Annotated in this window: 30 protein-coding genes and 2 pseudogenes; 19 read left to right on the plus strand and 13 right to left on the minus strand. The window is 45.3% G+C overall.

What is annotated here, in order from left to right; all coding sequences use genetic code 11:
• From PHR02_RS08185 to PHR02_RS08220, 8 genes and pseudogenes are all read right to left on the minus strand, one after another.
• Window positions 1-730 (minus strand): hypothetical protein (locus tag PHR02_RS08185; protein ID WP_299990958.1); only part of this gene is annotated, 730 nt, incomplete at its 3' end.
• Between the two features lies 1 nt (window position 731).
• Window positions 732-1,712: a hypothetical protein gene (locus tag PHR02_RS08190; RefSeq protein ID WP_299990959.1), complete on the minus strand. Its 981-nt coding sequence runs from the start codon at window positions 1,710-1,712 to the stop codon at window positions 732-734.
• Window positions 1,713-1,954: 242 nt separating this feature from the next.
• Entirely contained in the window at window positions 1,955-5,023 is a 3,069-nt protein-coding gene (locus PHR02_RS08195; RefSeq protein WP_299990961.1) for a CusA/CzcA family heavy metal efflux RND transporter, read from the minus strand.
• 13 nt (window positions 5,024-5,036) lie between these two features.
• On the minus strand, window positions 5,037-6,158 hold the full coding sequence (locus PHR02_RS08200) for an efflux RND transporter periplasmic adaptor subunit (RefSeq protein ID WP_299990962.1): 1,122 nt from the start codon (window positions 6,156-6,158) through the stop codon (window positions 5,037-5,039).
• A complete protein-coding gene (locus PHR02_RS08205) occupies window positions 6,151-7,299 on the minus strand; it encodes a TolC family protein (RefSeq protein ID WP_299990964.1) in 1,149 nt (382 codons plus the stop codon). Before PHR02_RS08205 ends, PHR02_RS08200 begins: the two co-directional genes overlap by 8 nt.
• The gene (locus tag PHR02_RS08210) at window positions 7,292-7,621 is read right to left on the minus strand and encodes a hypothetical protein (RefSeq protein ID WP_299990966.1); all 330 of its coding nucleotides are present in this window, start codon (window positions 7,619-7,621) and stop codon (window positions 7,292-7,294) included. The genes PHR02_RS08205 and PHR02_RS08210 overlap by 8 nt, the downstream gene beginning before the upstream one ends.
• A gap of 75 nt (window positions 7,622-7,696) precedes the next feature.
• Window positions 7,697-8,005 (minus strand): hypothetical protein, encoded by a 309-nt coding sequence (locus PHR02_RS08215; protein WP_299990967.1) that lies wholly within the window; start codon window positions 8,003-8,005, stop codon window positions 7,697-7,699.
• Between the two features lie 56 nt (window positions 8,006-8,061).
• A pseudogene (locus tag PHR02_RS08220) lies at window positions 8,062-8,553 on the minus strand (inorganic phosphate transporter); the annotation flags it as partial.
• Here PHR02_RS08220 and PHR02_RS13600 point away from each other — a divergent pair.
• Window positions 8,456-8,683 carry a winged helix-turn-helix domain-containing protein gene (locus tag PHR02_RS13600; RefSeq protein ID WP_366141175.1) on the plus strand — a complete coding sequence of 76 codons (228 nt, stop codon included), beginning with the start codon at window positions 8,456-8,458 and terminating at the stop codon, window positions 8,681-8,683. The pseudogene PHR02_RS08220 and the gene PHR02_RS13600 overlap by 98 nt on opposite strands.
• A 26-nt stretch (window positions 8,684-8,709) precedes the next feature.
• Here PHR02_RS13600 and PHR02_RS08230 read toward each other — a convergent pair whose 3' ends face one another.
• From PHR02_RS08230 to PHR02_RS08240, 3 genes are read right to left on the minus strand one after another with little or no spacing between them, the layout of a single operon-like run.
• Window positions 8,710-9,963 (minus strand): arsenic transporter, encoded by a 1,254-nt coding sequence (locus tag PHR02_RS08230; protein WP_299990968.1) that lies wholly within the window; start codon window positions 9,961-9,963, stop codon window positions 8,710-8,712.
• Complete coding sequence (locus PHR02_RS08235; RefSeq protein ID WP_299990970.1) at window positions 9,964-10,395, minus strand: arsenate reductase ArsC; 432 nt, start codon at window positions 10,393-10,395, stop codon at window positions 9,964-9,966. It lies immediately after the preceding gene.
• 9 nt (window positions 10,396-10,404) lie between these two features.
• On the minus strand, window positions 10,405-10,575 hold the full coding sequence (locus tag PHR02_RS08240) for a hypothetical protein (protein ID WP_299990971.1): 171 nt from the start codon (window positions 10,573-10,575) through the stop codon (window positions 10,405-10,407).
• A 108-nt stretch (window positions 10,576-10,683) separates the two neighbouring features.
• On the opposite strand from PHR02_RS08240, the gene PHR02_RS08245 reads away from it, so the two are divergent.
• Genes PHR02_RS08245 through PHR02_RS08320 form a run of 16 tightly spaced genes read left to right on the plus strand, consistent with a single transcriptional unit; the run spans window position 10,684 to window position 22,267 of the window.
• On the plus strand, window positions 10,684-11,007 hold the full coding sequence (locus PHR02_RS08245; RefSeq protein ID WP_299991005.1) for a metalloregulator ArsR/SmtB family transcription factor: 324 nt from the start codon (window positions 10,684-10,686) through the stop codon (window positions 11,005-11,007).
• Window positions 11,004-11,408: an arsenate reductase ArsC gene (locus tag PHR02_RS08250; protein WP_299990972.1), complete on the plus strand. Its 405-nt coding sequence runs from the start codon at window positions 11,004-11,006 to the stop codon at window positions 11,406-11,408. Before PHR02_RS08245 ends, PHR02_RS08250 begins: the two co-directional genes overlap by 4 nt.
• Before the next feature lie 2 nt (window positions 11,409-11,410).
• Window positions 11,411-12,361 (plus strand): permease, encoded by a 951-nt coding sequence (locus PHR02_RS08255; RefSeq protein WP_299990974.1) that lies wholly within the window; start codon window positions 11,411-11,413, stop codon window positions 12,359-12,361.
• Between the two features lie 9 nt (window positions 12,362-12,370).
• Window positions 12,371-12,976: a cation transporter gene (locus tag PHR02_RS08260; RefSeq protein ID WP_299990976.1), complete on the plus strand. Its 606-nt coding sequence runs from the start codon at window positions 12,371-12,373 to the stop codon at window positions 12,974-12,976.
• The gene (locus tag PHR02_RS08265; RefSeq protein WP_299990978.1) at window positions 12,976-13,314 is read left to right on the plus strand and encodes a YnfA family protein; all 339 of its coding nucleotides are present in this window, start codon (window positions 12,976-12,978) and stop codon (window positions 13,312-13,314) included. The genes PHR02_RS08260 and PHR02_RS08265 overlap by 1 nt, the downstream gene beginning before the upstream one ends.
• Window positions 13,311-13,586: a hypothetical protein gene (locus PHR02_RS08270; RefSeq protein WP_299990980.1), complete on the plus strand. Its 276-nt coding sequence runs from the start codon at window positions 13,311-13,313 to the stop codon at window positions 13,584-13,586. The genes PHR02_RS08265 and PHR02_RS08270 overlap by 4 nt, the downstream gene beginning before the upstream one ends.
• Window positions 13,583-13,849, plus strand: a complete 267-nt coding sequence (locus tag PHR02_RS13605) for a DUF2892 domain-containing protein (RefSeq protein WP_366141177.1) — start codon at window positions 13,583-13,585, stop codon at window positions 13,847-13,849. Before PHR02_RS08270 ends, PHR02_RS13605 begins: the two co-directional genes overlap by 4 nt.
• 16 nt (window positions 13,850-13,865) lie before the next feature.
• A complete protein-coding gene (locus PHR02_RS08280; protein ID WP_299990982.1) occupies window positions 13,866-14,102 on the plus strand; it encodes a thioredoxin family protein in 237 nt (78 codons plus the stop codon).
• The gene (locus PHR02_RS08285) at window positions 14,102-14,806 is read left to right on the plus strand and encodes a cytochrome c biogenesis protein CcdA (protein WP_299990984.1); all 705 of its coding nucleotides are present in this window, start codon (window positions 14,102-14,104) and stop codon (window positions 14,804-14,806) included. Before PHR02_RS08280 ends, PHR02_RS08285 begins: the two co-directional genes overlap by 1 nt.
• Window positions 14,807-14,818: 12 nt before the next feature.
• Window positions 14,819-15,187, plus strand: a complete 369-nt coding sequence (locus PHR02_RS08290) for a thioredoxin family protein (RefSeq protein ID WP_299990986.1) — start codon at window positions 14,819-14,821, stop codon at window positions 15,185-15,187.
• Window positions 15,187-15,501 carry a hypothetical protein gene (locus tag PHR02_RS08295; RefSeq protein ID WP_299990988.1) on the plus strand — a complete coding sequence of 105 codons (315 nt, stop codon included), beginning with the start codon at window positions 15,187-15,189 and terminating at the stop codon, window positions 15,499-15,501. Before PHR02_RS08290 ends, PHR02_RS08295 begins: the two co-directional genes overlap by 1 nt.
• Window positions 15,498-16,775, plus strand: coding sequence for a TolC family protein (locus PHR02_RS08300; RefSeq protein WP_299990990.1), 1,278 nt, complete (start codon window positions 15,498-15,500; stop codon window positions 16,773-16,775). Before PHR02_RS08295 ends, PHR02_RS08300 begins: the two co-directional genes overlap by 4 nt.
• Window positions 16,772-17,758 carry an efflux transporter periplasmic adaptor subunit gene (locus PHR02_RS08305; protein WP_299990992.1) on the plus strand — a complete coding sequence of 329 codons (987 nt, stop codon included), beginning with the start codon at window positions 16,772-16,774 and terminating at the stop codon, window positions 17,756-17,758. The genes PHR02_RS08300 and PHR02_RS08305 overlap by 4 nt, the downstream gene beginning before the upstream one ends.
• Window positions 17,759-17,761: 3 nt before the next feature.
• Window positions 17,762-20,833, plus strand: coding sequence for an efflux RND transporter permease subunit (locus PHR02_RS08310; RefSeq protein ID WP_299990994.1), 3,072 nt, complete (start codon window positions 17,762-17,764; stop codon window positions 20,831-20,833).
• Window positions 20,830-21,780, plus strand: coding sequence for a cation diffusion facilitator family transporter (locus PHR02_RS08315; RefSeq protein ID WP_299990996.1), 951 nt, complete (start codon window positions 20,830-20,832; stop codon window positions 21,778-21,780). The genes PHR02_RS08310 and PHR02_RS08315 overlap by 4 nt, the downstream gene beginning before the upstream one ends.
• 40 nt (window positions 21,781-21,820) lie before the next feature.
• The gene (locus PHR02_RS08320; protein ID WP_299990997.1) at window positions 21,821-22,267 is read left to right on the plus strand and encodes a rhodanese-like domain-containing protein; all 447 of its coding nucleotides are present in this window, start codon (window positions 21,821-21,823) and stop codon (window positions 22,265-22,267) included.
• A gap of 106 nt (window positions 22,268-22,373) precedes the next feature.
• Here PHR02_RS08320 and PHR02_RS08325 read toward each other — a convergent pair.
• A pseudogene (locus PHR02_RS08325) lies at window positions 22,374-22,517 on the minus strand (helix-turn-helix domain-containing protein); the annotation flags it as partial.
• 135 nt (window positions 22,518-22,652) lie between these two features.
• On the opposite strand from PHR02_RS08325, the gene PHR02_RS08330 reads away from it, so the two are divergent.
• Together PHR02_RS08330 and PHR02_RS08335 are read left to right on the plus strand one after the other, a co-directional pair.
• Window positions 22,653-22,946, plus strand: coding sequence for a type II toxin-antitoxin system RelE/ParE family toxin (locus tag PHR02_RS08330; protein WP_299990999.1), 294 nt, complete (start codon window positions 22,653-22,655; stop codon window positions 22,944-22,946).
• Window positions 22,946-23,239 (plus strand): addiction module antidote protein, encoded by a 294-nt coding sequence (locus PHR02_RS08335; RefSeq protein ID WP_299991001.1) that lies wholly within the window; start codon window positions 22,946-22,948, stop codon window positions 23,237-23,239. Before PHR02_RS08330 ends, PHR02_RS08335 begins: the two co-directional genes overlap by 1 nt.
• On the opposite strand, the gene PHR02_RS08340 is transcribed toward PHR02_RS08335, so the two are convergent.
• Window positions 23,240-23,863 (minus strand): recombinase family protein, encoded by a 624-nt coding sequence (locus PHR02_RS08340; protein WP_013450045.1) that lies wholly within the window; start codon window positions 23,861-23,863, stop codon window positions 23,240-23,242.
• Between the last annotated feature and the right edge of the window lie 158 nt (window positions 23,864-24,021).

Here is a 24,021-nt window from a genome sequence, read left to right on the forward strand (position 1 = left end):
GCGTAAGCCCTTTATCTATAGTAACCATTCCATTGACAATGGTTTTAATCATTTTTTGATCTACTTCTTGTTCTAAATGAGTTATAAAACTTTCAAAATGTTCCATCATTTTACCGGTCATTTGAATTCTTTCATCGCCGGTTAAGAGCAAGGATAATTTTAAAATGTCTTGCCGATGTTTCTTCCATTTATTATCATTTCTTGCTCTGAGATCGTAAAATGCGGACATTTTTAGCATAATAGTAGCCTGGGTATTGGTACAAGGTGCAATTGCTGACATGCTTACATTGTTTTTGATCATCTCAAAATATTCCGAGTCCAGCATGATCGCTGATAATGAATAGAGACCCTCTTCCGGATCAATAGGGATAATCCGTTGATTTTCATCCAAATGAAGATCGTTTTCATTAGAAGCAAAAAGTTCTATCTCTTTTGCAAATCCTTCTGTCTCAGGTTTAACGAATCGGTAATAGTGATACTGATCTTTGTCACCTTTTTGTATTTCGTATTTACCCTCTTGGACGTATTGTTTGATTCTTTGAGACATCTCAACCGATGATGTGGTTAATAATACAAGATCAATATCATGAGTAGCTTTACCGTGACCATCACCTAAACCTTCATCAAGTAGCATAACCGTTGCAAAGCCCCCTACAACAACGTACATATCCTCTAAATCTTTGCAATATTGCTGGAAATGACTTAACCCTATGTAATCAGTTTCTTTCATCTTAGTTACCTTCAAATTTTTTCATAATCTCTTGTTCGAGTAGTTCGAGTGCGTATTGAGTACGTTCATCATTTTCTTTTCGTAAAGTTCGCAAAACATAGAGAGGATTAACGTTGTCGTCTACTGCAAAAATGGATGGATCACGATCCCACACTTCTATACGAAATTGAGCGTTTTCTTTTTCACATTCATTGAGTTCGGAAAAGTGGCGCATTCGAATTTTTGAACTCATTGCTCTTGTCGGTATACGTTCATCCATTAAGGTAGAAAACACTGATAATGCAGAATATCCACTATTCATTATAGGGTGATCGAGCATAGGAGAATCAGAATAAAAAACATATTTTATTGGTGATATTCCTTCTTCTTTCAAGCGATCATAGACATCTTCAGGTGAATTGAAAACAATGCGTTTACTACGTCCTTCTTTTTCTATTCGCACATATTCAAATGATTCCAAAATAGACAAAGCAGCTGATGTCGCACGGATATCTCTGTTAATCATGGAAGCAATTTGTGAAATCATAAAACCTGATTGTATGTTTTTATTCAAATAACCGATTAGGATCATATCAGCATCGGGAGTGAGTGACTGGAAATTTTTACGCGATATTGGCAGTAATTTTTCTGATTTCATTTGCATTAGTGCAAACGGCATATAAACATATTTGTCTATGATGACGAAAGATTGGCGTTTTTCAATTAAACGATTGATATTTCTGCTTCCTAAAGAGTCAAAAACCAATACGACGTAGCATGGGCACTTTTCCTCAATTTTACGTACAGCATTATAGTGAATTCGCATATCGGTAGTTGTATCTTTAACATGAGCAAATACAACTCCGAAACCACTAACACTACAGCTCCATAGATCATATCCAGCTTGAATATATAAGGGCAAACTCATAGTGAGTTCTTTTTCTTGTATGCCATAGCCAGTTGTGGTTTCTATGTAATGGAATAGTGCATCTTTATACTTCATAAACTTATATTAGCATAAAATAGGTATTATTTACAATAATATGTAAATATTGAATAATTAATGTAAATTAAAGGCTAATAAGATGAATTGAAATAGATACTAGAGTTTAAATTTGGTTAACCTAAGGTTTATTATATTGAAAAATACAGAGATCTCTTCAGAGCAAATCTCATCGAAATTCGTCATTCTTATATGAAAACGATCCACTATATCGCGGATCGTCTCGATTTAAATAGTAGGCTTTATTTTTGTGAAACAGCCGATCCTTTCCGATAAAAAAGCCAATACGCCGATGGTAAGATCATCAGTGTTAGGAATGTCGAACTGATAATTCCACCTGTTACAACGATAGCAAGAGGATAGTGAATTTCACTCCCCACACCCGTTGCAAAAAGCAAAGGTAAAATACCGAGCAATGCCGTCGAAGCGGTCATAAGAACCGGACGCAGACGAAGAAGCGTTGCATTCTTGATCACCTCTTTGAGTTCAACATCGGGAAATTTAGCCCGCATCTCATCGATAAAACTTACTAAAACAATCCCGTTCAGTACCGCAATGGCAAAGATAGCGATAAACCCGACAATCGCCGATACCGACAGATAGACTCCGCTAATGACTAAAGCGAATATCGCCCCAATCAACCCAAACGGAACATTAAGCAAAATCAACCCTGCTTTAGACAATGAGTTAAATGCCATGTACAACAGTAAAATAATAACCAACAGGGTAATTGGGATAATGATCATAAGCTTTTGCGTCGCTTCTTGCATATTTTTAAAATCCCCTGCCCATCCGATGTAATACCCCTCCGGCAAATCGACGCTCTGGGTGATTTTAGCATCGGCTTCTTTGACGAACGACGCGATATCGCGACCTTCGACATCGAGAGAAATAACGAGATAGCGGCTCATGTTTTCCCGTTTGATAAACGACGAACCCTGCACTGTATCGATTCGGCATACTTCATCCAAACTTACCATGTTCCCCTCATGGGTACGAATCGGAATGTTTTTGATCGTTTCAATATCGATTTTGGCATCTTTGATTTTTGGGACGATACCGTAGCGGCGCACACCCTCGATCATGTAGGTCGCAGGCTCTTCACCGATACCGTAACGAATCACCTCCATAATCTCATCAACGCTGATCCCATAACGGGCTAATGCCTGATAATCAGGTTCAATTTTAATTTGCGCCTGACCCAGTTGTGATTCGATCTCCATTCCCTCCATTCCATCGATCGAACCAATACTCTCTTGGATATTGGCGGCAATCTCATCAAGAATCTTTTGATCTTCACCGTACACTTTAATGGCAAGTTCTGCCTTAACCCCTTCAAGCAACTCTTCGATACGCATAGCAATCGGCTGAGTAGGAGTAAATTGAACATAGGTAAACTCTTTTTCCAGTTCAGTATCGATGGTTTTAGAGAGTTGTTCATACCCTTCCAAGTCAGGCTTGAGAATCAACAGTACCTCCATATAATTTGCCTGAGCGGTTTCCCCTTTTTCACTTCGACCGATCATTGAGAGAACGGACTGGACTTCATCACCGTGATGCTTGAGGATAAAGCGTTCAATCTCTTGCGCCGTCTGTGTCGATTGAGACAAGCCTGTACCGGGAATGGAGGTAACTCGATACATGATCGACTCTTCGTTAAGCTCCGGCATAAACTCACGCCCTTGCTGCGTCAAAAATGCGACAGAAATCGCAAAAAGGATACTCACGGCAATGAACATTTGTTTTGCATGATTCAGTGCGAAATTTAACATCGGGGTATAACGCTTTTTGATGGAACGCATCACGCTATTATCGTGATGTGCCGTTGGCTTAAGAAGGTACGTTGCAAGTACCGGCACCAAGATCAGAGCAACCGCAAGCGATCCCAGCATAACAAACGTGATATTAAGCGCCATGGGGACGTAAAGCTTGCCTGCTAATCCATCCAGACTGAGTAACGGTATAAATACGATGGCAATAATTAAAATGGCAAACGTCACCGGAGTCGAAACTTCTTTAGCGGCTCCTGCTATGACTTCAAACTTTGAAGCATCAGGATGATCGTGAAGTTTTCGAAAACTGTTTTCGACGATAACGACCGTACCATCCACAATCATCCCCACCGCTATGGCAAGTCCGCTCAAACTCATCAAATTGGCACTCAAGCCAAAATACTCCATCAGCAAAAATGCAATCAATAGCGATATAGGAAGTGAGAGAATGACGATAAAAGCAGAGCGTAATTCAAACAAAAATAAAAACAGAACAATCCCTACCAATACCATACCGCTCAATAGCGCGATATCCATGGTCTCAACCGCTTTTTTCGTAATTTCGGTACGATCATAGAGCATTCTCACGCTCACCCCATCGGGCAGGGTTGAATTGACCATTGCGGTTTTTGCTTTGAGCTGTTCAACGACTTCAGCGGCATTGGTTTGGGTACGTTGAAGCACCATTCCCATCACCGCTTCTTTTCCATCGATGGAGACGGCACCAAAACGCGGAGAAGTCCCCTCTTTAACGTCAGCGACATCGTTGATTGTGATCGATTCGCCTTTCAATGCTTTGATAGGAGTATTGCGAATATCATCCAAAGAGCTATAAAGTCCTACCCCTCGGATAAGATACTGTTCTTTATTGAACTCCAAATACTGCCCACCTGCGGCGGTATTGCTTTTTTCCAGTGCTTGAACCACCTCTTCATAAGTAATCCCGAAATCTTGCAGTTTATGGGTATCGATTTCAACGTCATATTGTTTTTCATGACCGCCCCATCCTGTGACTTCCTCTACCCCTGCAACCCCTTTATACAAGGGAGCAACAATGTATTCTTGCATTTGGCGCAATTCGCTGAGGCTAAAACGACCTGTTTTGTCATAGATTTGATACCAAAACACCTGACCTAATCCGGTTGTATTGGGTCCCAAAACAGGCGTTCCCCATCCTTGAGGTATCTCTACGCCTCCAAGGCGTTCATTCACCTGTTGACGCAGGAAATAGATGTCCATATCATCTTCAAAGAAAACCGATACATACGAAAGCCCAAAAATAGAGTTGGACATCACCGTTTTAACCCCTGCCATTCCTGAGAGTGCGGATTCAATCGGATAGGTGATCAGTTTTTCAATATCTTCAGCGGAATTACCCGGACTTTCCGTATAAATCACCACTTGTTTAGGGGTAATATCGGGAAAGGCATCCACAGGAATATTCTGATACGAGCGGAGCCCTAAAAGAATGATGGCAATAAATGCCACCAATACCAATATACGGTATTTAAGAGCACTGTCAATGAGTTTTTCTATCATAATTGCATCCTCATCAATGACCGTGCTCACCGATGGCCGCTTTAAGGAGCATCGATTTCACGTAGTAGCTTTTATCACTGACATAGCGTTCCCCGGCCTTCAATCCTTTGACGGCTACATACTGGTCATCTTTAGCAATGATTTCAACCACTCTGGCTTCATAAGGGGCTTTTTCTTCCTCGTGATCATCGTGTTCTTCATGTTTGCCGTGCTCTTCTTTTTTCTCTTCTTTATGCGCTTTGGCAACCGTCGGGACAAAAACTACCCATTCGTTTTGAAAAAAGGTAAGTGCCGATTTTTTCACCGCGAGGTAGTTTTTATCTTTTTGGGTATAGATGGTTGCCCCGACATACTGATTCAAATACAACGAGGTGGATTTATCCAATGAGGCTAAGGCAGTGATCCGCTGGGTAGCTTCATCGACACTTGGCAACACGCGATTAATTTGTCCATAGATCGCAGAAGGGGCATTGTTTTTTATCAAAACTTTTTGCCCTTTTTGCACCTGTGCTGAATATTTCAGAGGGATATAACATTGCAGATAAAACGCATCGGCGTTAATGATAGTTGCCATTACTTTTTCGTCTTTGATAAACGCACCTACTGGTTCCAAAATCTCACCAATCCGTCCTGACGCAGACGCATAGACATAGTGGGAATTGCCGTTGTTTTTGAGTGATGTGGGGTTGACGTTAGAGCCTTTGAGCTGGACTTCGATCCCTTTGATCTGAGAAAGCAGTGCATCCCTCTCGATTTGTTTGGTTGTCATCTCCTGCCGTGAGATCATCCCCCGCTCATACAACGCTTTGTCGGATTGAAAATTTTTATCGAAATGGGTATATTGGGTTTTTAGCGACTGATAATCGATGGCAAGTTTAGAGAGGGCAACCGAACGCAACCGTGCGATTTGAGAGCCTTTTTTAACCGTATCACCGGCGCGGACGTAATATTCTTCAATATACCCTTCCAACGACGATGTAAGGGCATGTTGATCATTCTTTTGCTGAATCACTTTGGCATTTACATTAATCGTGGCACCAAATGGGCGTGATTGCACGGTATCGGTCGGTATTTGTACCGCACCCAAAAATGTTGCTGAAAAGATAAGAAATGAACTGAAAAGTATTTTACTCATTGTAAGCCCCCTGAAGGTAGTTATATTCGATAGTAGAACGATTAATTTGTGATTGGAGAGAAATGATCTCTTGTTGCGTTTCAATACGGCGATTTTTAATCTCATAGAGTTCTAAAAGATTAACATTGGCAATCGCATAGGCGTCTTGATACATCCCCAAAAGCTCTTGAGCATTTTTAAGATTTTCTTTGCGTTTTTGCAAGAGTGTTTCCAAAGAGGTGATCTCTTTGATCAGACTCTTTTTTCGAAGACCGAGACGCTCATTTTGCGCTTTGAGTAACAAGGCGTTTTGACGTATTTGAAGTTCTTGAATCGATTTTTCTTCGCGCTTCGTATTGAAAATCGGCAAAGGGATCGCAACTCCTGCACGGTAAATATTTTGATCAGGCTCTTTTTCGTATTCTGTGAATACATCGATTGATTCGATGATACGGGTTTCGAGTTTTGTTTGCGAGGCTTTGAGGTCATTTTCCGATGTCAATAACGCTAGATCAGGATTGAGTTTCTCATCCCTAAAACGAATGAAATTATAATCCGCATCAATCGCTATCTCTTCACTTAAACCAGCATACTCACGTAATGCGTCATAACTCTTTATCGCCTCTTTTTCGTGTTCCAAGCGGTTGGAGAGAGCATCAGCATACGCAACATCGGCTTGAAGCAGTAATGCTTTGGATAAAGAACCTTTGGCATAACGCTCTTTTGAGACGTTATTAATACTTTGAGCGATTTTTAACTCTTCGTTGGCAAGATTCAAATTGTTTTGAGCCTGCGCATAGTCGACATACAACAGCGAAAGCTCTTTGATAAAACGGGATCTCTCAACCGCGATATTGGCTTTTGCATTGGTGGATAACGATCTAGCAATGCGTTCTTTGTCTTCACCTACGCCCCATACACGAACCGGCTGATTGAAGCCGAAGCGATACCCGTTTTGTTCGCTAAATTTAGAAACTTCCGCTTGAACAGTAGGATTATCATAACGCGTTAGCTTGTTCCCTTCTAATCGTGCTTGATCCATTGTTAACGCAGAGACTTGGAGATAAGGACTTTGAGTAACGGCTTGTTGTAAAAATGCTTCAAAGCTCTCTGCCCAACTTATCGTTGAGCAAAGCGCCAAGCCTAATAATCGTTTAGTCATCTTTTTTGACCCGTTTCAAAACGGTGCCATCAAGTGCATTGACTTCCAAACGATAATTTGCAGTGCGTACGTCGTAGTAGAGGATTTCGCCTCTGTGGGTTAATTTTTCACTGACTATTGCTTCTTTGGTCTCTTTTTGAACCAACTGTGCCAACTGCTTTTCATCGACTTTATGGATTCTGTGCATTTTCTGTTTAGTTTGAAATTGCACAGAAGGACGAGAGTTGGAGGTATGAATCGACATATGTTCTCGTGCGGTCATTTCAGCCGATTGTGCGTGTAATGCAAAAATTAATGTGATAAGTGTCAATAATGTTTTCATGGGTAATCCTTAATTACGAATATTTTTTTAATACAATAAATTTGGTGTAATAGCTTGGTGTTTATGGAAAAAGGATTAAGCGGCTATCGGTGGACGAAATGTAGAAGGGGGATTGTGGCCGATATAAAATCTAGGATTATAAATCGGTGTAAAGGAGAGAGTATCGAACTCCATAGGAGATAAGCCATTTACGGTAATGTAACTCATGTGGAACATGTGATGCACATCGCATACATCACCGCAATCATTTGAATGTGAAAATTCTTGCACATACTCTTGAACGCTACAGTGCTCAGTTTCATTTGCTTCAATCACAAAGGCATGGAGAATGGAGAAACTAAATGAGAGCAACAGCAGTATAGTCCAAAAATTATGCTTTTTCATAGTCGACATTATATGTCTTAAAGGGTTAATATCCCTTTTCAGAGATATTAACGATATTAATAGCCAAAAATGGCTTTAAGAAGAAAGAAGAAGATTGCTGCCATAGTGGCAGCTGCGGGGAGAGTAATAACCCATGCCATAGCGATTGGACGCATAAGTGTCCAGTTTGCGTTGCGGTTAAGCATACCGATACCGATGACTGCACCGACGAGAATATGGGTTGATGAGACAGGAATACCCATTTTGGTCGCGAGTAGAATAACCAATGTTGCACCAAGTTCTGCTGCAAATCCTGTAACCGGGAAGATTTCGGTGATTCGGCTTCCGACCGTATCGATAACTTCTTTACCGATAAACCAGAGCCCTGCTACTAGCGCAATACCAAAAGTAGCCATAGCCATAACAGGAACGGCTGATTCCTCATTAATAGTTCCTGTTCTCAAAATATCGATGATAGCAGCAAACGGCCCGATCGCATTCGCGATATCGTTTGCACCGTGGCTGAAAGCAAATGAAGATGCCGTAAGAACCTGTAACATACTGAAAAGGGGAAGCGAAGAGAACTATAAAACCGAGACGGTAAATGTAGCAATTACACGATTAAAAGAAAAAATAGATCCTGAAAAGAGAAAAAACTACATCCGTACACTTCGGGGAGTTGGGTACAGTTTACAATGATTGGCTGGGGAATAACCCCATACCCATTAAATCAACCCTAAAAGTGCCACCAACAATACCGGTGGTGTGATCACCAGCCCCACTTTCATATATTCACCCCATCCGATCTTGACCCCTTTTTGCGCCAAAACATGGAGCCAAAGAAGGGTCGCGAGTGATCCGATCGGGGTCATTTTAGGTCCGAGATTACATCCGATGATATTGGCATACGCCAATGCACTGTTCCCTGCTTCGGCAATCGCGATGTCCATAATCATAATGGTCGGCATGTTGTTCATCACCGAGCTGAGGATGGCGGAAAGGAAACCTGTTCCGATCACGGCATAAACATTTCCCATACTCTGAAGCTCCGTAATTACCCCTGCGAGATACGTCGTTAGCCCGCCGTTTTTGAGTCCGTAGACGACTACATAAAGACCGATGCTAAACCATACGACCTGCCACGGCGCTGCCTTGATAGTAGCTACAGGTTTCGTCGCTTTAAAGTACGTCGCAATCGCTAAAAATACTAATGCACCGCCGAGGGCGAATACCGAGATAGGGAGATGATACGCATCCCCGATGAAATACCCAACCATGAGCAATCCCAAGAACCACCAGCTGAGACGGAACATCGTCATATTTTTGATCACCGATTCAGGAGTGGCGAGGTTATCGACATCGATATGGGTCGGGATGTCTTTTCGGAAAAACAACCACAACACAACGATAGAGGCGATGATACTGAGGAGGTTCGGGAGGAACATCGTCCGTGCGTATTCCCAAAAACCTATTTGAAAGTATCCTGCCGTCACGATATTAGTGAGGTTGGAGATTACAAGCGGATTGGAAGCGCTGTCTCCGATAAATCCCCCCGCCATCAAAAAGGCGAACATCGCGACGGGATTTAGCTTGAGATATTTCATCTTGGCCAAAATAATCGGGGTGAGGATCAGCGCCGCCCCGTCGTTGGCGAAAAATGCCGCGACAAGTGCTCCTAGAATCATCATATAGATAAACATGAGATTTCCGTTACCCTTCGATAAACGAACCATCTTAAGCGCCGCCCACTCGAAAAATCCAATCTCATCAAGCACCATCGAAAGGAGAATGATTCCGATAAACGCAAGTGTCGCATCCCAAACGATGGAAGTGACTGTCCAAACATCAGCGAGGCTAACAACACCTAAAGCAACCGCAGTAATTGCTCCGGCTACCGCTGATGTTCCAATCTGTAACCCCTTAGGCTGCCAGATGATGAATACTAATGTTACTAAAAAAAGAGCAATTGCTAATGCCATTTACTTTTTCTCCGCTTTCGGGTTATTTATGAATTCTTTTACCGTTGCTTCGATTGTATCACGAACGACGCGAACTTGTTCCATAATCTCCTCATCGCTTCCGCTAAAACTTGACGGATCAGGAAAACTCCATGAGAGCATATTGCTCACTCCCGGGAAAATAGGGCATTGCTGAGTCGCTTCGTCACATACGGCAATAACGTGACTAAGGGTTCTCCCCTCTTTATAAAGATCGAATACCCCTTTCGTAGTATTGCCTGATATATCAATCCCTTTTTCAGCCATAGCACGCACGACATAAGAATTAAGCGTTCCGGGTTTGATTCCGGCACTCTCTGCGCTGTCGATTCCTGTAGCGTATTGATTAAAAAACGCTTCCGCCATCTGGCTGCGGGCACTGTTATGGACACAAACGAATAATACTTTCAACATGGATTTTCCTTATTTGGTTTTGGATGAAGAGTTATCAGCGTTCAATAGCTCTTTTTGTTCATGAATCGATTCAATGCGGTTTTTACGAATAGTCCATCGGTATAGCCAAAATACTACGACTATACACACTATAGTTATAAGAGCAATCAAAACGAAGAAATAAATTTCGTCTTTGAACATCAGCTTCTCCTCAATCGGATTGGAGTATCATAACTAAATACATCTTCAATATCAAGATATATTGATTTATTGATTCAGTTTGGTTACAATGCGTTTATCGGAGGATTTATGGAGAACTTTTTAGACACTATTTCCGCACTGAACGACGAGACGAGGGTGAAGCTAATCGCATTTTTGGATCAGCATGGAGCACTGTGTGTTTGTGATATGCAAAGCTCATTTGGGATGATCCAATCACGCCTTTCTCGCCACCTAAAAATCCTTAAAGACGGGGGATTTTTGCGGGTGGATCGGTGCGGAACATGGGCCTATTACTCTATACGTTCCCCTCTGGATCGTTTCCGTAGTGAAGCGTTGGCTGAAATTCGCTGTTTGGGGATTGAACTTCCCCCTTTAAAAAAATTATCTGAAACTGGAGATTGTAAATTATGAAAAACGTCCTTATCCTCTGCACCGGCAACAGCTGTCGCTCAATCATGGGTGAAGCCCTTATCAACGCTAAAATGGGAGATTGTGTATTTGCCCAAAGCTCCGGCGTTAAAGCCAGTGGAAAAGTAAACCCGAATGCACAAGCCCTTCTCGAAGAGAAAGGATACTGGAGAGAAGAATACCATTCCAAAGTGATCGATACCGTTATCGATACTCCGTTTGACCTCGTCGTGACTGTCTGCGATCATGCGCACGAGACCTGCCCGATGTTCCCAAAGGCCGTTAAAACGATCCACGTTGCATTCGAAGACCCAAGCGGCAAAGAAGTGGAAGAGTATGCAAAAACACTCGCTCTTATCGAAGAAACCCTCTTGCCGATCATCAAATCCGAGTTGTGTGACTGATCATGTGGCAGGAGAGCGTCAACGTCCTCGTGTATGAATGGCTGAAAATGCCTCAGGGGGATAAACTCTCTGATGCCCTCAATTTTTTCATCTACGATACGGTCAAAATCCTCTTTTTACTCATTGTTATTATTTTTATCGTAACCTTACTCCGTTCATATTTTTCGACGGAAAAAGTACGGGAATATCTCAGTAAAAAGCATGAATATACGGGGAATGTTCTCGCCGCGCTCTTTGGAATTATCACCCCATTTTGCTCGTGTTCGGCGATTCCCCTCTTTTTGGGCTTTTTGCAAGCACGGATACCGCTTGGGGTGACGTTTAGCTTTCTCATCTCCGCTCCGCTCAACAACGAAATCGCCATAGCAATGCTCTTTGGGATATTTGGCTGGAAAGTGACGGCGCTGTATATCGGGTTTGGTTTACTGGTGGCGATTGTCGGCGGTATCATCATCGGAAGAATGGGATTGGAAAAAGAAGTTCTCATCGAGGTCAAACCGATAGAGGGAGAAATCCATGCAAAAGATCAAAAGATTGCGTTTAAAACACGTCTGAGTGACGCGTGGGATTACACCCTCGATATTCTCCACAAAATTTGGCTCTATGTTTTGATCGGGGTCGGGGTAGGTGCGTTTATACACGGATACGTCCCGACCGAGTTTATCACCTCTGTCGCGGGGGCTGACAATCCCTTTGCCGTACCTGTCGCGACACTGCTGGGGGTACCGATGTACTCCAACGCCGCAGGGGTGATGCCTCTCATCGAAGTGCTCACCTCAAAAGGGATGCTGTTGGGGACGGCATTGTCGTTTATGATGGCGATCACCGCCCTCTCCCTCCCTGAAGCGATGATCCTCAAGCGGGTGATGAGCCTCAAACTCATCGCCATCTTTTTCGGTACCGTGACGCTGGGGATTATGGGTGTCGGATATCTGTTTAATGCCATTTTATAAAGGATGAATATGAGTCATACTAATCACGACTTTTCTCCACTAAAAAAGGCAGTTTTTATCGTTGCCGTGTTGAATTTTCTCTATTTTTTTATTGAGTTTTCCGTTGCATTCAATATCAGCTCACTTTCTCTTATGGCCGATTCAATCGATTTTCTTGAAGATGCTTTTGTCAACGGCTTGATCGTATTGGCATTGGGATGGACACTAGCGCGCCAAGCTCGTGTCGGGATGATTCTCGCTGCAATCATGCTGATTCCCTCTGCGTATGCCCTCTATTTTGCATTTGATAAAATATTGCATCCTGCGCTCCCTGCTTCTATTACACTTACAATGACTGGAGCGGCAGCACTTATCATCAATCTGTTTTGCGCCTATATTATCGCACGATCCAAAAATACCCAAAGCTCTTTGGGCCTTGCGGCATTTTTATCGGCACGCAACGATGCGATTGCCAATATCGCCATTATCGGTGCAGGGTTCGCCACAGCCGCAACCCTATCTCAATGGCCCGATTTTATTGTGGGAATCGGAATCTTTTTGATGAATCTCGATGCCGCATTTGCCGTCTACAAAGCATCACGCGAAGAATCTTATCTCTCCAAAGAGGTAATATAATGCTCATATTCGCAGATATAGGTTTTTACATCGCCGCAGCGTTTTTCGAAATCTTCGGATGTTACGCATTCTGGATGGCGATTAAAATGGGGAAAGGGAATCTTTGGATTGCTTTGGGTGTTGTGTCGTTAATTCTATTCGCATGGGCATTGGCAAAAATCGATGTCGAATTTGCCGGAAAAGCCTATGCTGTCTACGGCGGTATTTATATTCTCTCTTCCGTGGCGTGGCTGTGGGGGGTCGAAAAAGTTGTCCCTACAAGATGGGATCTCATCGGCGGTTTTATCAGTGTACTGGGTGCTGCCATTATTTTTTTTAATTCAAAGGGGGATGTATGAAAATCGATATTACGAATCAAGCGGGCGGCGTCAAGGCGTTTCTCGGCGGTTTCAGCACCGAAGAGCTGAGTGCAAAAATTGAAGCGTGCCAGAACGGTCAATGCGAGTGTGCCTGTGATCCGACGATTATGCAAAAAATAGAGGGGATCGAACTCTCATCGGTTGAAGGGGGCGCAACCATTACTATTACGGGTGATGTCGATGCCCAAACCCTCGCACCGATGATGCAGAAGTGCTTACTTGACACAGCAAAAAAGGAGAACAGAATATGACTAGATGGTTTAGAATAGCTTTGGGAATAGGATTGATCGGCTATGGACTATACAGTGGAGTCGTATGGTTCTATCTAGGCGTAATTCCCCTATTTTTTGGTCTCATAAACTGGTGTCCGCTTGAAAAAAGAATCGGTGGATGTGACGGAAGCACGGGATGTTGCAGTTCAGTAAAAGACGAGAGTAGTTCGGCAGAGTCACAATGTTGTGAACAATCCAAAGGGTGGAGCACAGAGCCTAAATCAGAGTGTTGCTCAAAATAAGAAAAGGAAAATTACTATGAAAATCGAAATTTTAGGAACGGGGTGTTCCAAATGTAAAGCCCTCGAAGAGGCAACGAAACAAGCGGTAGCGCAAAGCGGCAAATTCGCTCAAATCGAAAAGGTTGAAGATATCATGAAAATCATGGAATACGGAGTGATGAGCACTCCGGGACTCGTGATCGACGGGAAAGTCCTCAGTACCGGGAAACTTCTTAGCGTTGCTGAAATCGTCGATCTGATCAAAGTATCCTAATGGAGAGTTTTCTTTTAGGTCTGCTCGAATCACACGGCGCACTCGTTTTTGCCGGAGCGTTTAGTATCGGTGCCCTCACCTCTCTCGCCCCCTGCTCCATCGTCTCGGTTCCTCTGTTAGTCGGGAGTGCGTTAGGGATGAGTTCACACCTCTCGCCTCGTGAACGAGTTCACTTTACCTATATCTTCGCATCGCTGTTTGCACTGGGTGTCGCAGTAAGTTTCTCTATCCTCGCCTATATGGTCGCAAAAATGGGATATTTTTTCTCGATTGCACCACTCGAAGCGTACATCGGCGGAGGGATACTGGCTATCGCCATCGGGCTCTATTCGCTAGGGGTTTTGCCCGAAGTAATCGATAAATCGCGCTGGATGAGCCGACTTATCACTCTTCGCTATGTGGGAGCATTTCTCATCGGGATGCTCTTTGGTCTCGTCTCTACGCCGTGTGCTTCCGCTCCACTGGTAGCGATCATCACCGTCGCCGCTAATGCACCCGATTGGTACGCTTACGCTCTCGTCCTCACGTTTGCCTTAGGACACTCATTACTGCTCTTAGCGGCGGGTGTATCGGTCGGATTTGCCCAAAGCGTCGCGTCGAACTCTAAGATTGCTGCTGTCACCTCGTGGATGACGAGAATTTTTTCGTTTGCCCTGATCGCTATCGGGCTTTATTTCTTTACCTTAGCGTATCAACAACTCTAAAAGGATGACATCATGATTAAATTGTTTTCATTAGTCGCACTTTGTGCGTCACTCTACTGCGCCGAATTACAGCCGCGCCCGTATGCTCTGGTCAAACAAGAGATTGGCAAAGGTCAAGTCGTAATGGTCGAAGCGGGTTCGACAATGTGCCAAGCGTGTAAAGAGATGGGAGAGCTCCTTTACCGTGAGATGGAGATCAACCCTAAACGTAAAATCTTTTTCGTCAACGTCGGTGAAGAGCGTGATGCTGCCCGTGCGATGAAAATCCAGATGATCCCGACACAGATCGTCTATGACGCACAAGGGTGTGAGATCGATCGTCATATCGGCGGGTTTACCACTGAGGGACTGAAACGATTTCTTGCGAAACATAAAATCTAATGGAAACATGTGCCGAGCTGGGATATGGAGAAATCCTCAACGGCTCTCATCCGCAGTGGCCTCTGCTAGAGGGGGTCGTTTACGGGGATGCGACCCTCTCGCTCAAACTTGCCAAACGGCTGGTGTGCGGCGTCAAACATCTGCCGCTGAGGCTGAGCCTCTCCATCATCACCGATACTGAAGTCGCCATCGAAGCGGGAGCGACAAGCGATCCGACCCTCTTCATCAACGGCAAGCCTTTTATCGAAGGGCTGGTCGCTGCTGAAACATTGAGCGCGGTTTTTGAACAATACCTTTCCAAAGAGTCTCTATGAAACGAAAAACTTTTCTCTTCTCTCTGGCGTTGATGAGCTCAACGCTCACGGCCGATACGATACACGAATGGCTCGACGCGGCGCATAAAGCCCCCAACCAACAACTCTCAGACCTTGCGCTCAGCAGCGCGGAACTCCAAAGCGATGCCGCAACCGCTGCGCTCTACCCGAAGGTATCGCTTATCGGAAGTATCGAGCATTTCAATGCCCCCACCAGTCTGCGTCCCGTTACCCCTACCGAGACATCGAGTATAGGTGCTTCCGGCGGAGGGTATCCGTTTGTACAAACCATGACATCAGCAGGCGCCACGGTGTCCATGCCTCTGTTTGTTAAAACGCTCCTCACCAATACCGAAAAAGCGCGCCAAAACGTCACGTCCCAAGAGCTTAAACGACGCATTTCCATTGCTGAGCGTGATGCGCTCCTGATCGCTTCAAACGCCCGTTTAGGATATCTTGAAAATCTCACTCTAGCACTTGAGGCGAAAGAGCGTTCACTCGCCTCAACGCGTGAGTCTCTTCTCATAAAAACCCGCAACGGTCGCGCTGCCGAAATTGAACTGACCAAAGTGGATGAGCAGATCAACCAAACCCGTCTCAAACTCCAAGAGACTCAAAACGCTCGTTTGGATGCCCAAAAAACCATTGCGATCCTCATCGATAAACCTATCACTCACTCCGTTGATATGCACTTGAGCCAAGAGTTTGACGATCAGGAATATCTGGCGGTATCGGCAAAAGAGCAGGAGGTGAAAGTCGCCAATCTCTCAACACGTGCCGCGAAAGAGTCTCTCTACCCCGCACTCTCGATGAACGGATCGTATTTTCACCGCACAGGTGAAGCGTACAACAACGGTGATTCTATCTCACGCGATTACGGAAGCGTCGCACTGAATCTTACTATGCCGCTGTTTGATAAAGAGCGGCTAACCGCCATCGAACTCTCCCGTCTCGAAGAGCAAAAAGCGCACGCGACATTAAAGCAAACCAAACTGGAGAGTGACAATACCTATGACGCTTTGAGAAATCAATACGCAACGTTGAAACAATCACGTACCCTTGCGCTGCAAAGTATCGCTAACTACGAAGACATGCTCAAAACGGCCAAAGTCGCTTACGCTACACAGCGGATGGTTCAAGAAGAGTACCTCCGCTACGAAGAGGCACTTTTCAATGCCAAAGCCGCCCTCTATGCCATCGATGCAACCCTCTGGCAAAACATTGCCCAACGCGCCGCCATTAGCGGAAAAGATTTTAAGGAGATCATCCAATGAAAAAAATACTCACCATTTTACTAATCTTAGCACTCCTCGTCGGAGCTGTAGTCTTGGTCAAAAAGAAAATGGCCGCCAACGCCGCCACTCCCACACTGAGCAGTTACGACCTGAGCGTGAAAACATTCCTCCCCAAAGAGGGAAATGTTACTCTCAGTACCCCTGTATTGGCACTCGTTAAAAACGATCACGATGCCAGTTTGAGTGCTAAATCTCCTGCAAGCATTCTGTATATTGCTCCCGCAGGAACACACGTGAAAAAAGGGGATGTCGTAATACGACTCGATAACAATGATTTGATGGCACAAAAAGAGGCTATGAAACTATCCCTCAATAATGAAATGGCTGCTCATCAAAGAAGCCGCGAACTTTATAACGTTAAAGGGGTATCTGTAGAGCAACTCCAAAATGAAGAATCACATATAGCGATACTCAAAGCTGACCTGGCAAGAGTCTCTAATCAAATTGATTATACGATCATCCACTCTTCGGTTGATGGAACCGTCGGTGAAACCTTCGCCGCTGTTGGGGATGTCGCCGTTCCCGGTAAGCCATTGGCTTCCGTTCGTGCCGCTAGCGGAGGCTACCTATGGGTGCGTGTCGCTCTAGGGACTCCGGCTAAAAGCCTCTTCTATGAGAACCGCCGTGCACCGCTGCACTTTTTGCAAAACGCTAACGGCATGGATGAATACCGCGCCGATATGATGGTCAATCTCCCATCGGGTGCCCGTATCGACGCTAAAATGCTCACTTTCGAGGGTAGCGGGATATATTTGCCACGCGAAGCGATCTTGCTCAAAGAGGGCAAAGCGTATGTGTTAGTGGTTGAGGGGCATGGTGCCAAAGCGCATGAAATCAGCATTGTCGCCAGAGGGGATGAGGGATTTGTCGCCAGCAGTGTACCAAGCGGCTCCCTTGCCCTTGCCAAAAGCGATATTCTCCTCAAACTCCTCGGCGGCGCATCCCTCGCCATCAAAGAGTAAACGATGTTCGAGTTTTTTTACCGCCGACCTTACCATTTGGTCGCTATCGTCTTAACGATGCTCATCACAGGGGTTATCGGTCTTACAACACTGCCGAAAAACCTCTTTCCCGATTCGGAACGACCTACTGTCGTCGTGATTACGCAGGCACCGGGGATGACGGCCAAAGTCGCCGCCAGTTCCGTCTCCAAACCGATCGAAGAGGAGATTGCCCGTCTGGGGCTCATCCGCACCGTCAGCTCTACCAATATGGCGAACTTCTCGATCGTTCGCGCCGAGTTTGAATACGACAAAGGGCTTGACGGTGCCGCCGTCGATGTGACCAACGCCCTCTCCACCGCCAAAGCTAAACTCCCCGCAGGGCTTAATCCCACCGTTTACGTCACGGGTTCCTTTACTCTCCCCGTCGAAGTGGTTTCGTTATCACCCAAAAATCCAACACTGAGCTTGAGCGATATTCGTAAAATCGCCGATAGTTTTATCAAACCCCATCTCCTCTCGACTTCCGGAATCGGTAACGTCGAAGTGTTCGGAGGACATCAAAGCGCCCTTAGCATCCGCCTCGATCCCATCAAAGTCGCTGCCGCGCATCTGGATATCGACACCATCGCCAAAACCATTACCGCGTTAGATAAAGATACCCCTCTGGGATTCGTCAAAAACAAGGATGGCTTTACCACCCTCACTTATTATGGTGAGAAAAGCGATTCTGAATCGCTGGGTAATCTCAGCGTTGCCCCCAACCTACGTCTACGTGATATTGCGAGTGTCGAGTGGAGCGAATCGGAACCTTTTAGCGCCTATTTCGGCAACGGAACGGAATCGATCGCCATCGCTATTCAACGCTCCGCCAAGGGGAGTGTTTTAGCCACCAGTAAAACCGCCCGTGAACAGATCGCGCTCCTCGCTAAAGAGTACCCCAATATCGATTTTAAAATCGTCGATACCCAGCGTGACCTGATCGAAACCGCCAATACCAATATGCTCGAAGCATTGCGAGACGCGATCATCTTTACATTGATTGTTTTGATGTTTTTCTTGGGCAACTTACGCGCCATTGCCGCAGCGGCCGTCTCGATCCCTCTCGTCTTTTTAGGAACTATCGGCATTATATGGCTCGGAGGGGGAGAACTCAACATCGTCGTCTATACGGCGATTATCCTCGCCCTTGGGATGCTCGTCGATGATGCCGTGGTGGTACTGGAGAACATCGAACGCCATCTGGTCGAGATGCACGAGAGTTTAGAGGATGCGATTATCCACGGAACCCGCGAAGTGATCGCCCCCGTCTTTGCCGGGACGATCGCCACCATTGTCATTATTGCCCCCCTTATGTTCGTGGGGGATTTCCCCCAAACGATCTACCGTCCGCTCATCTCGACTCTTATCATTGCCCTCATCGTCTCGTATATCCTCTCCATCACCCTCATACCGAAATTTTCCGCTTATCTCTACCGCAACGGCGTATCCAAAAATCGGTTTGAAGTAGGATTTGAGCGCTTGTATCAAAACACGATGGGGCGTCTTGTTGCTCCCTATCTCTCAATCTTGCGTTTTTCCAATACCGGACGCACCCGTTTACGTAAAACGCTCCTCATTGTCGGGGTTTTGGCACTGCTTATCGTGAGTATGAAAGTGGTCATGCCTCTCATCGGAAAAGATGCGATGCCACCGATGGATACGGGGATTATCAAGGTCAAAATTTCTTTTAGCTCGAATGATCGTGTCGAAGATGCGACGGCCAAACTCAAACCGTTTTTCGGATGGTTGAATAAACAATCCTATGTCCGTACCAGCTCCACCGCATTCGGAAGCGAAGAGGGAGTATTGTCACTGGGAAGCGGCAATCTCTCCACCGAAGCTTCAATGACGATTCTGTGCACCAATCGCTTCGAGCGCACCAAAACCCTCTGGGAAATCGAAGAGGAGATCCGCAAAGAGCTAAATACCCTCTCAGGGGTCAAATCGGTCGATGTGTACGATTTCGGGGCAACGGCGAACTCCTCGATCAAAGCACCTCTGGATGTACGGCTCACCTCCGCCGTCCCTGATGAACTGTACAACGATGCTCAAACCCTCATAGCATCGTTGCAGGATGTTCGCGGACTCACCAGTATCACTCCTAGCTGGCGGGAAGATATGAGCGAAATAAATGTTGTCATCGATGCCGATAAAGCCCTCTCCTATGGTCTCACACCGCTCTCCATCATGAGCCAGATTCCCATACGGGGTCAAATCGTCGCCCTCAGCGGGAATCTCGCCTCGATGAACAATCAGCCCGTCCGTCTCTATTTAAACGGAAGTTTCCAAGAGCACCCTCTCTCATTGGAAAATCTCCCGATCAATTCCAATGCCGGAATCATTCCTTTAAGTGCCGTTGCGACACTCAATACACAAATGACCCCAGCAAAACTGGAGCGTGACGGGCTCCTTTACAGTCTGGATGTCAACGGCTACCGTGCCAAACGCCCCATCACCCATATCACCGATGATGCGGATGCGGTTATTAAGCAACTCTCGCTCAATGGGACTACGGTGACGCAGCAAGGGGATATCGCCCAGTTAAACGACTCGTTTGCGCGTATGCTCAAAGCGATCGGGGTGGGTGTCCTCTTGCTCTTCGTCGTTCTCACGGCAATCTATGCTTCGGCACGTCTGGCAGGGGTGATGATCCTCGTTCTCCCCCTCTCGATGATCGGTGCGGCATGGGGGATGCTGTTGTTTGACAAACCCAGCTGTATGCCCTCAATGCTGGGAATTTTACTGCTGTTTGGGATCATCATCAAAAATTCGGTTCTGTTGATCGACTTTTATCAATCGCACCGAAAAACCAATCCGCCGTATGAAAGCGCCGTTGAATCGGTCAAAGTCCGTTTCCGTCCCGTCATGATGACGGCGTTCGGGACGATTGCGGGGATGCTCCCGATTGCGTTTGAATGGGCGGTCGGGCTGGAGAGACTCAGCCCCCTCGCCGATGTCGCCATCGGGGGATTGCTGGTAGGGACATTGCTGACACTTGTTTACGTTCCGCTTGCGGCGTACGGTGTTGATAAAGGGGAGAAAAAACTGTCATGACGAATTTCATCAAAAACCTCTCACCCGACCAACGCCGTGTCGGATTGGTTATCGCCCTCAATATCGCCATTGTCATCATCGAAAGCACCGTCGGGGTTATCAGCGGTTCACTCGCCCTTCTCTCTGATGCGTGGCATAATCTGAGTGATGTTTTAGCACTTATCGTTACCGCAATTGCTTTGGGATTAGCAAATCGTCCTGCAAGTGCTGAAATGACGTATGGCTACGTCCGCTCTGAGATGATGGCTACCTTTATCAATGCAGCCTTTTTATCTCTTTTAATGATTTGGGTAGCGGTAGAGGCAATTGATCGTCTACTACATCCTATGCCGGTGGATGGATGGCTCACCATGATTACTGCCGGTATAGCACTGATCGTCAACACTGCCAGTGCGATAATATTGGGAGGACACACACATGTTCATACCCATGAGGATGACGAAGCAGAGGAAGCGGAGCACGATCTTAATGTCCGCGCGGCGTTTTGGCATATGGCCAGCGACGCGATTCTCTCCCTTGCTGTCGTATTAGGCGGAGGTGCGATGATCCTATGGGGGATACCGTGGATCGACTCGGTGTTATCGCTGGTATTTGCGGCGGTGATTCTGATCGCCAGCGGTAAGCTTCTGAAACGTTCTTTTGAGAGTTTAATCGATCGTGCCGATCCAAAAATGGTTGAAAAACTCTCACAAATTGTGATGAATCATCCGATGGTATGCCAAACCCACGATATACATCTGAGTCACCCCTCCAGTAAAGAACGTTATTTTTCCGCCCATATTATCCTCGATGAAGCGATGAGCCTCAAAGAGGTGGAAACCGTTATCGAAACCCTCCGCCATGATCTCTCCCACGCCGGAGCGACCCATATTCTCCTCCAACCCGAAACGGCAAAGTATGATGGCGGCAATGAGCAGTGTAACCGGCATATCGAACATCATCATTAAAAAAAATGATACAATAAATTCTATAGATCAAGGATAACTCATGAGAATCAAACTATTGACACCACTATTGGCAATTTTTTTAACCGCCTCTACCCTCACGGCAGAAACATTTGATGAATATCTAACCGGTTTTGATTACGAAGAGCGTCAAGCGATGAAAATCAAAAGTGCTGAAGCGATGAAACTCTACGCATCGGGTGAAGCCGTTTTTATTGATATCCGTTTTCATGAAGAGAATGCCTTGTGGAATTTTCCGTTTATGAAATCGATCCCTCTCAACGAGCTCCCCGCACGCTTAGGTGAGATCGATAAAAGCAAAACGATCATCACCGTTTGTCCCCATTATGACCGAGCCGAAATTGCCCGCTTGTATCTCACGATGAAAGGGTATAAAAGCCGCTATCTCACTGACGGATTATTAGGACTGGCAGGATACCTGCGTGGAGATGTCGCAAAAGAGACCTATGAGGAGCTTGAAAAAAAATGAAAATCCTTCTACTCGAAGATGACAAAATCTTAGCCGAAACGATTCAAGAAGCACTGGAAGAGAACGGTTTTAAGGGGTCCCCTGAGAAAACGGAATATATAGTACGTTAAGCTAAATTTACTTCTTGTTCCGAAGCCGGAATCCATCGGTACAGTGTAGCCAAGGAAACACCGAGATCTTTTGCCACATCACGTGGAGGGACACCGCTGGCAAGAAGACGTTTGGCGGAAGTAATTTTAGAGTCGGTCATAGTTCTTTTAGGGGTCACGTGCCGAAACGGATAGAATCGTACGCTAAACAAATATTACAATAGATTTTCCCACTCATTTTCTAAAATATACCCTTCTTTCTTGACACTATGTATCTAAATGGATACAATTTGTCTATGTATAACATTCAACAAACCCAAAAGTTTTCACAATGGCTGACAAAGCTCAAAGATATGCGTGCACGTGTTGCGATTGCACGCCGTGTTGAGCGAGCACAAAGTGGAAATCTCGGTGATGTGAAGAGTGTTGGAGAAAGTGTTTATGAAATGCGTATCGATATGGGGCCTGGTTATCGGCTCTATTACACGATGCGTGGAGATAAACTTATTATTTTACTTGTCGGTGGTGATAAATCGACCCAACAGCGTGACATTGATAAAGCCATAGAGATAGCAAAGGAAATTGAATAATGGAAGCAACATTAAGCCTATTTGATATGACACAATATTTGGACAGTGAAGAAGCGATTGCCGAATACCTCACTCAAGTGCTCGAAGAGGGAGATACCGATGAATTGATCCGTGCTATCGGTCATATTGCCAAAGCACGAGGAATGAGCCAAATTGCACAAGAGAGCGGTCTAGGACGAGAGAGTCTTTATAAAACATTTGCACCCGGCTCAAAACCCCGTTTTGATACCATTGCAAAAGTAGTGCATTCACTTGGATTGCATTTTCAGATTACACCGGTGCGGGCATCGTAATCAGGGAGTCTCTTCAATTCCCAATACTTTCTTTCCAAATTCTCGTAACTCTCCAGTTGGTCCGACATAACGATAGAGTGTCGCACGTGTAACACCGATCTCTTTACACAACTCAGATACCGACGTATCGCGATTAGACATTGCTGCTTGTGCTAAACGGATTTGCGCTTTGGTGAGCTGAAATTTTCTTCCCCCTTTTCGTCCACGTGCGCGAGCAGCATTAAGTCCAGCAATAGTGCGTTCACGAATAAGCTCACGTTCAAACTCAGCCAATGCAGCAAATATTCCAAATACCATTTTTCCCGCAGGTGTTGTCGTATCGATATCGGCACCTTGACCACTGAGAACTTTGAATCCAATATTACGCCTGGACAGATCATCGACAGTTGAGACCAAATGTTTGAGATTTCGTCCCAACCGATCCAGTTTCCAAACGACCAACGTATCCCCTTCGCGCAACGCTTTAAGGCAGTTATCCAAACCGGGACGATCGTCTTTGGCTCCGGAAGCTTTATCGACATATATTTGTCCGTACGTGATTCCAATACCTTGAAGTGCATCGATCTGCAAATCCAATACCTGATTTCCATCCGCCTTGGAGACACGTGCATAACCAATCAGCATTTTTGTCCTTTTAGTGCCGTATCATAAACGAAGGTTTGTGATACATATGAATTTCTTTCTGAACAGATAAGAATAATTGCTTCATAAACAGTATATTATTCATAGTATTATAAACAACATAATATTATATTACTAAACACTGTGAAGGAACCTATATG

It is taken from the genome of Sulfuricurvum sp., assembly GCF_028688295.1.
Lineage (GTDB): Bacteria > Campylobacterota > Campylobacteria > Campylobacterales > Sulfurimonadaceae > Sulfuricurvum.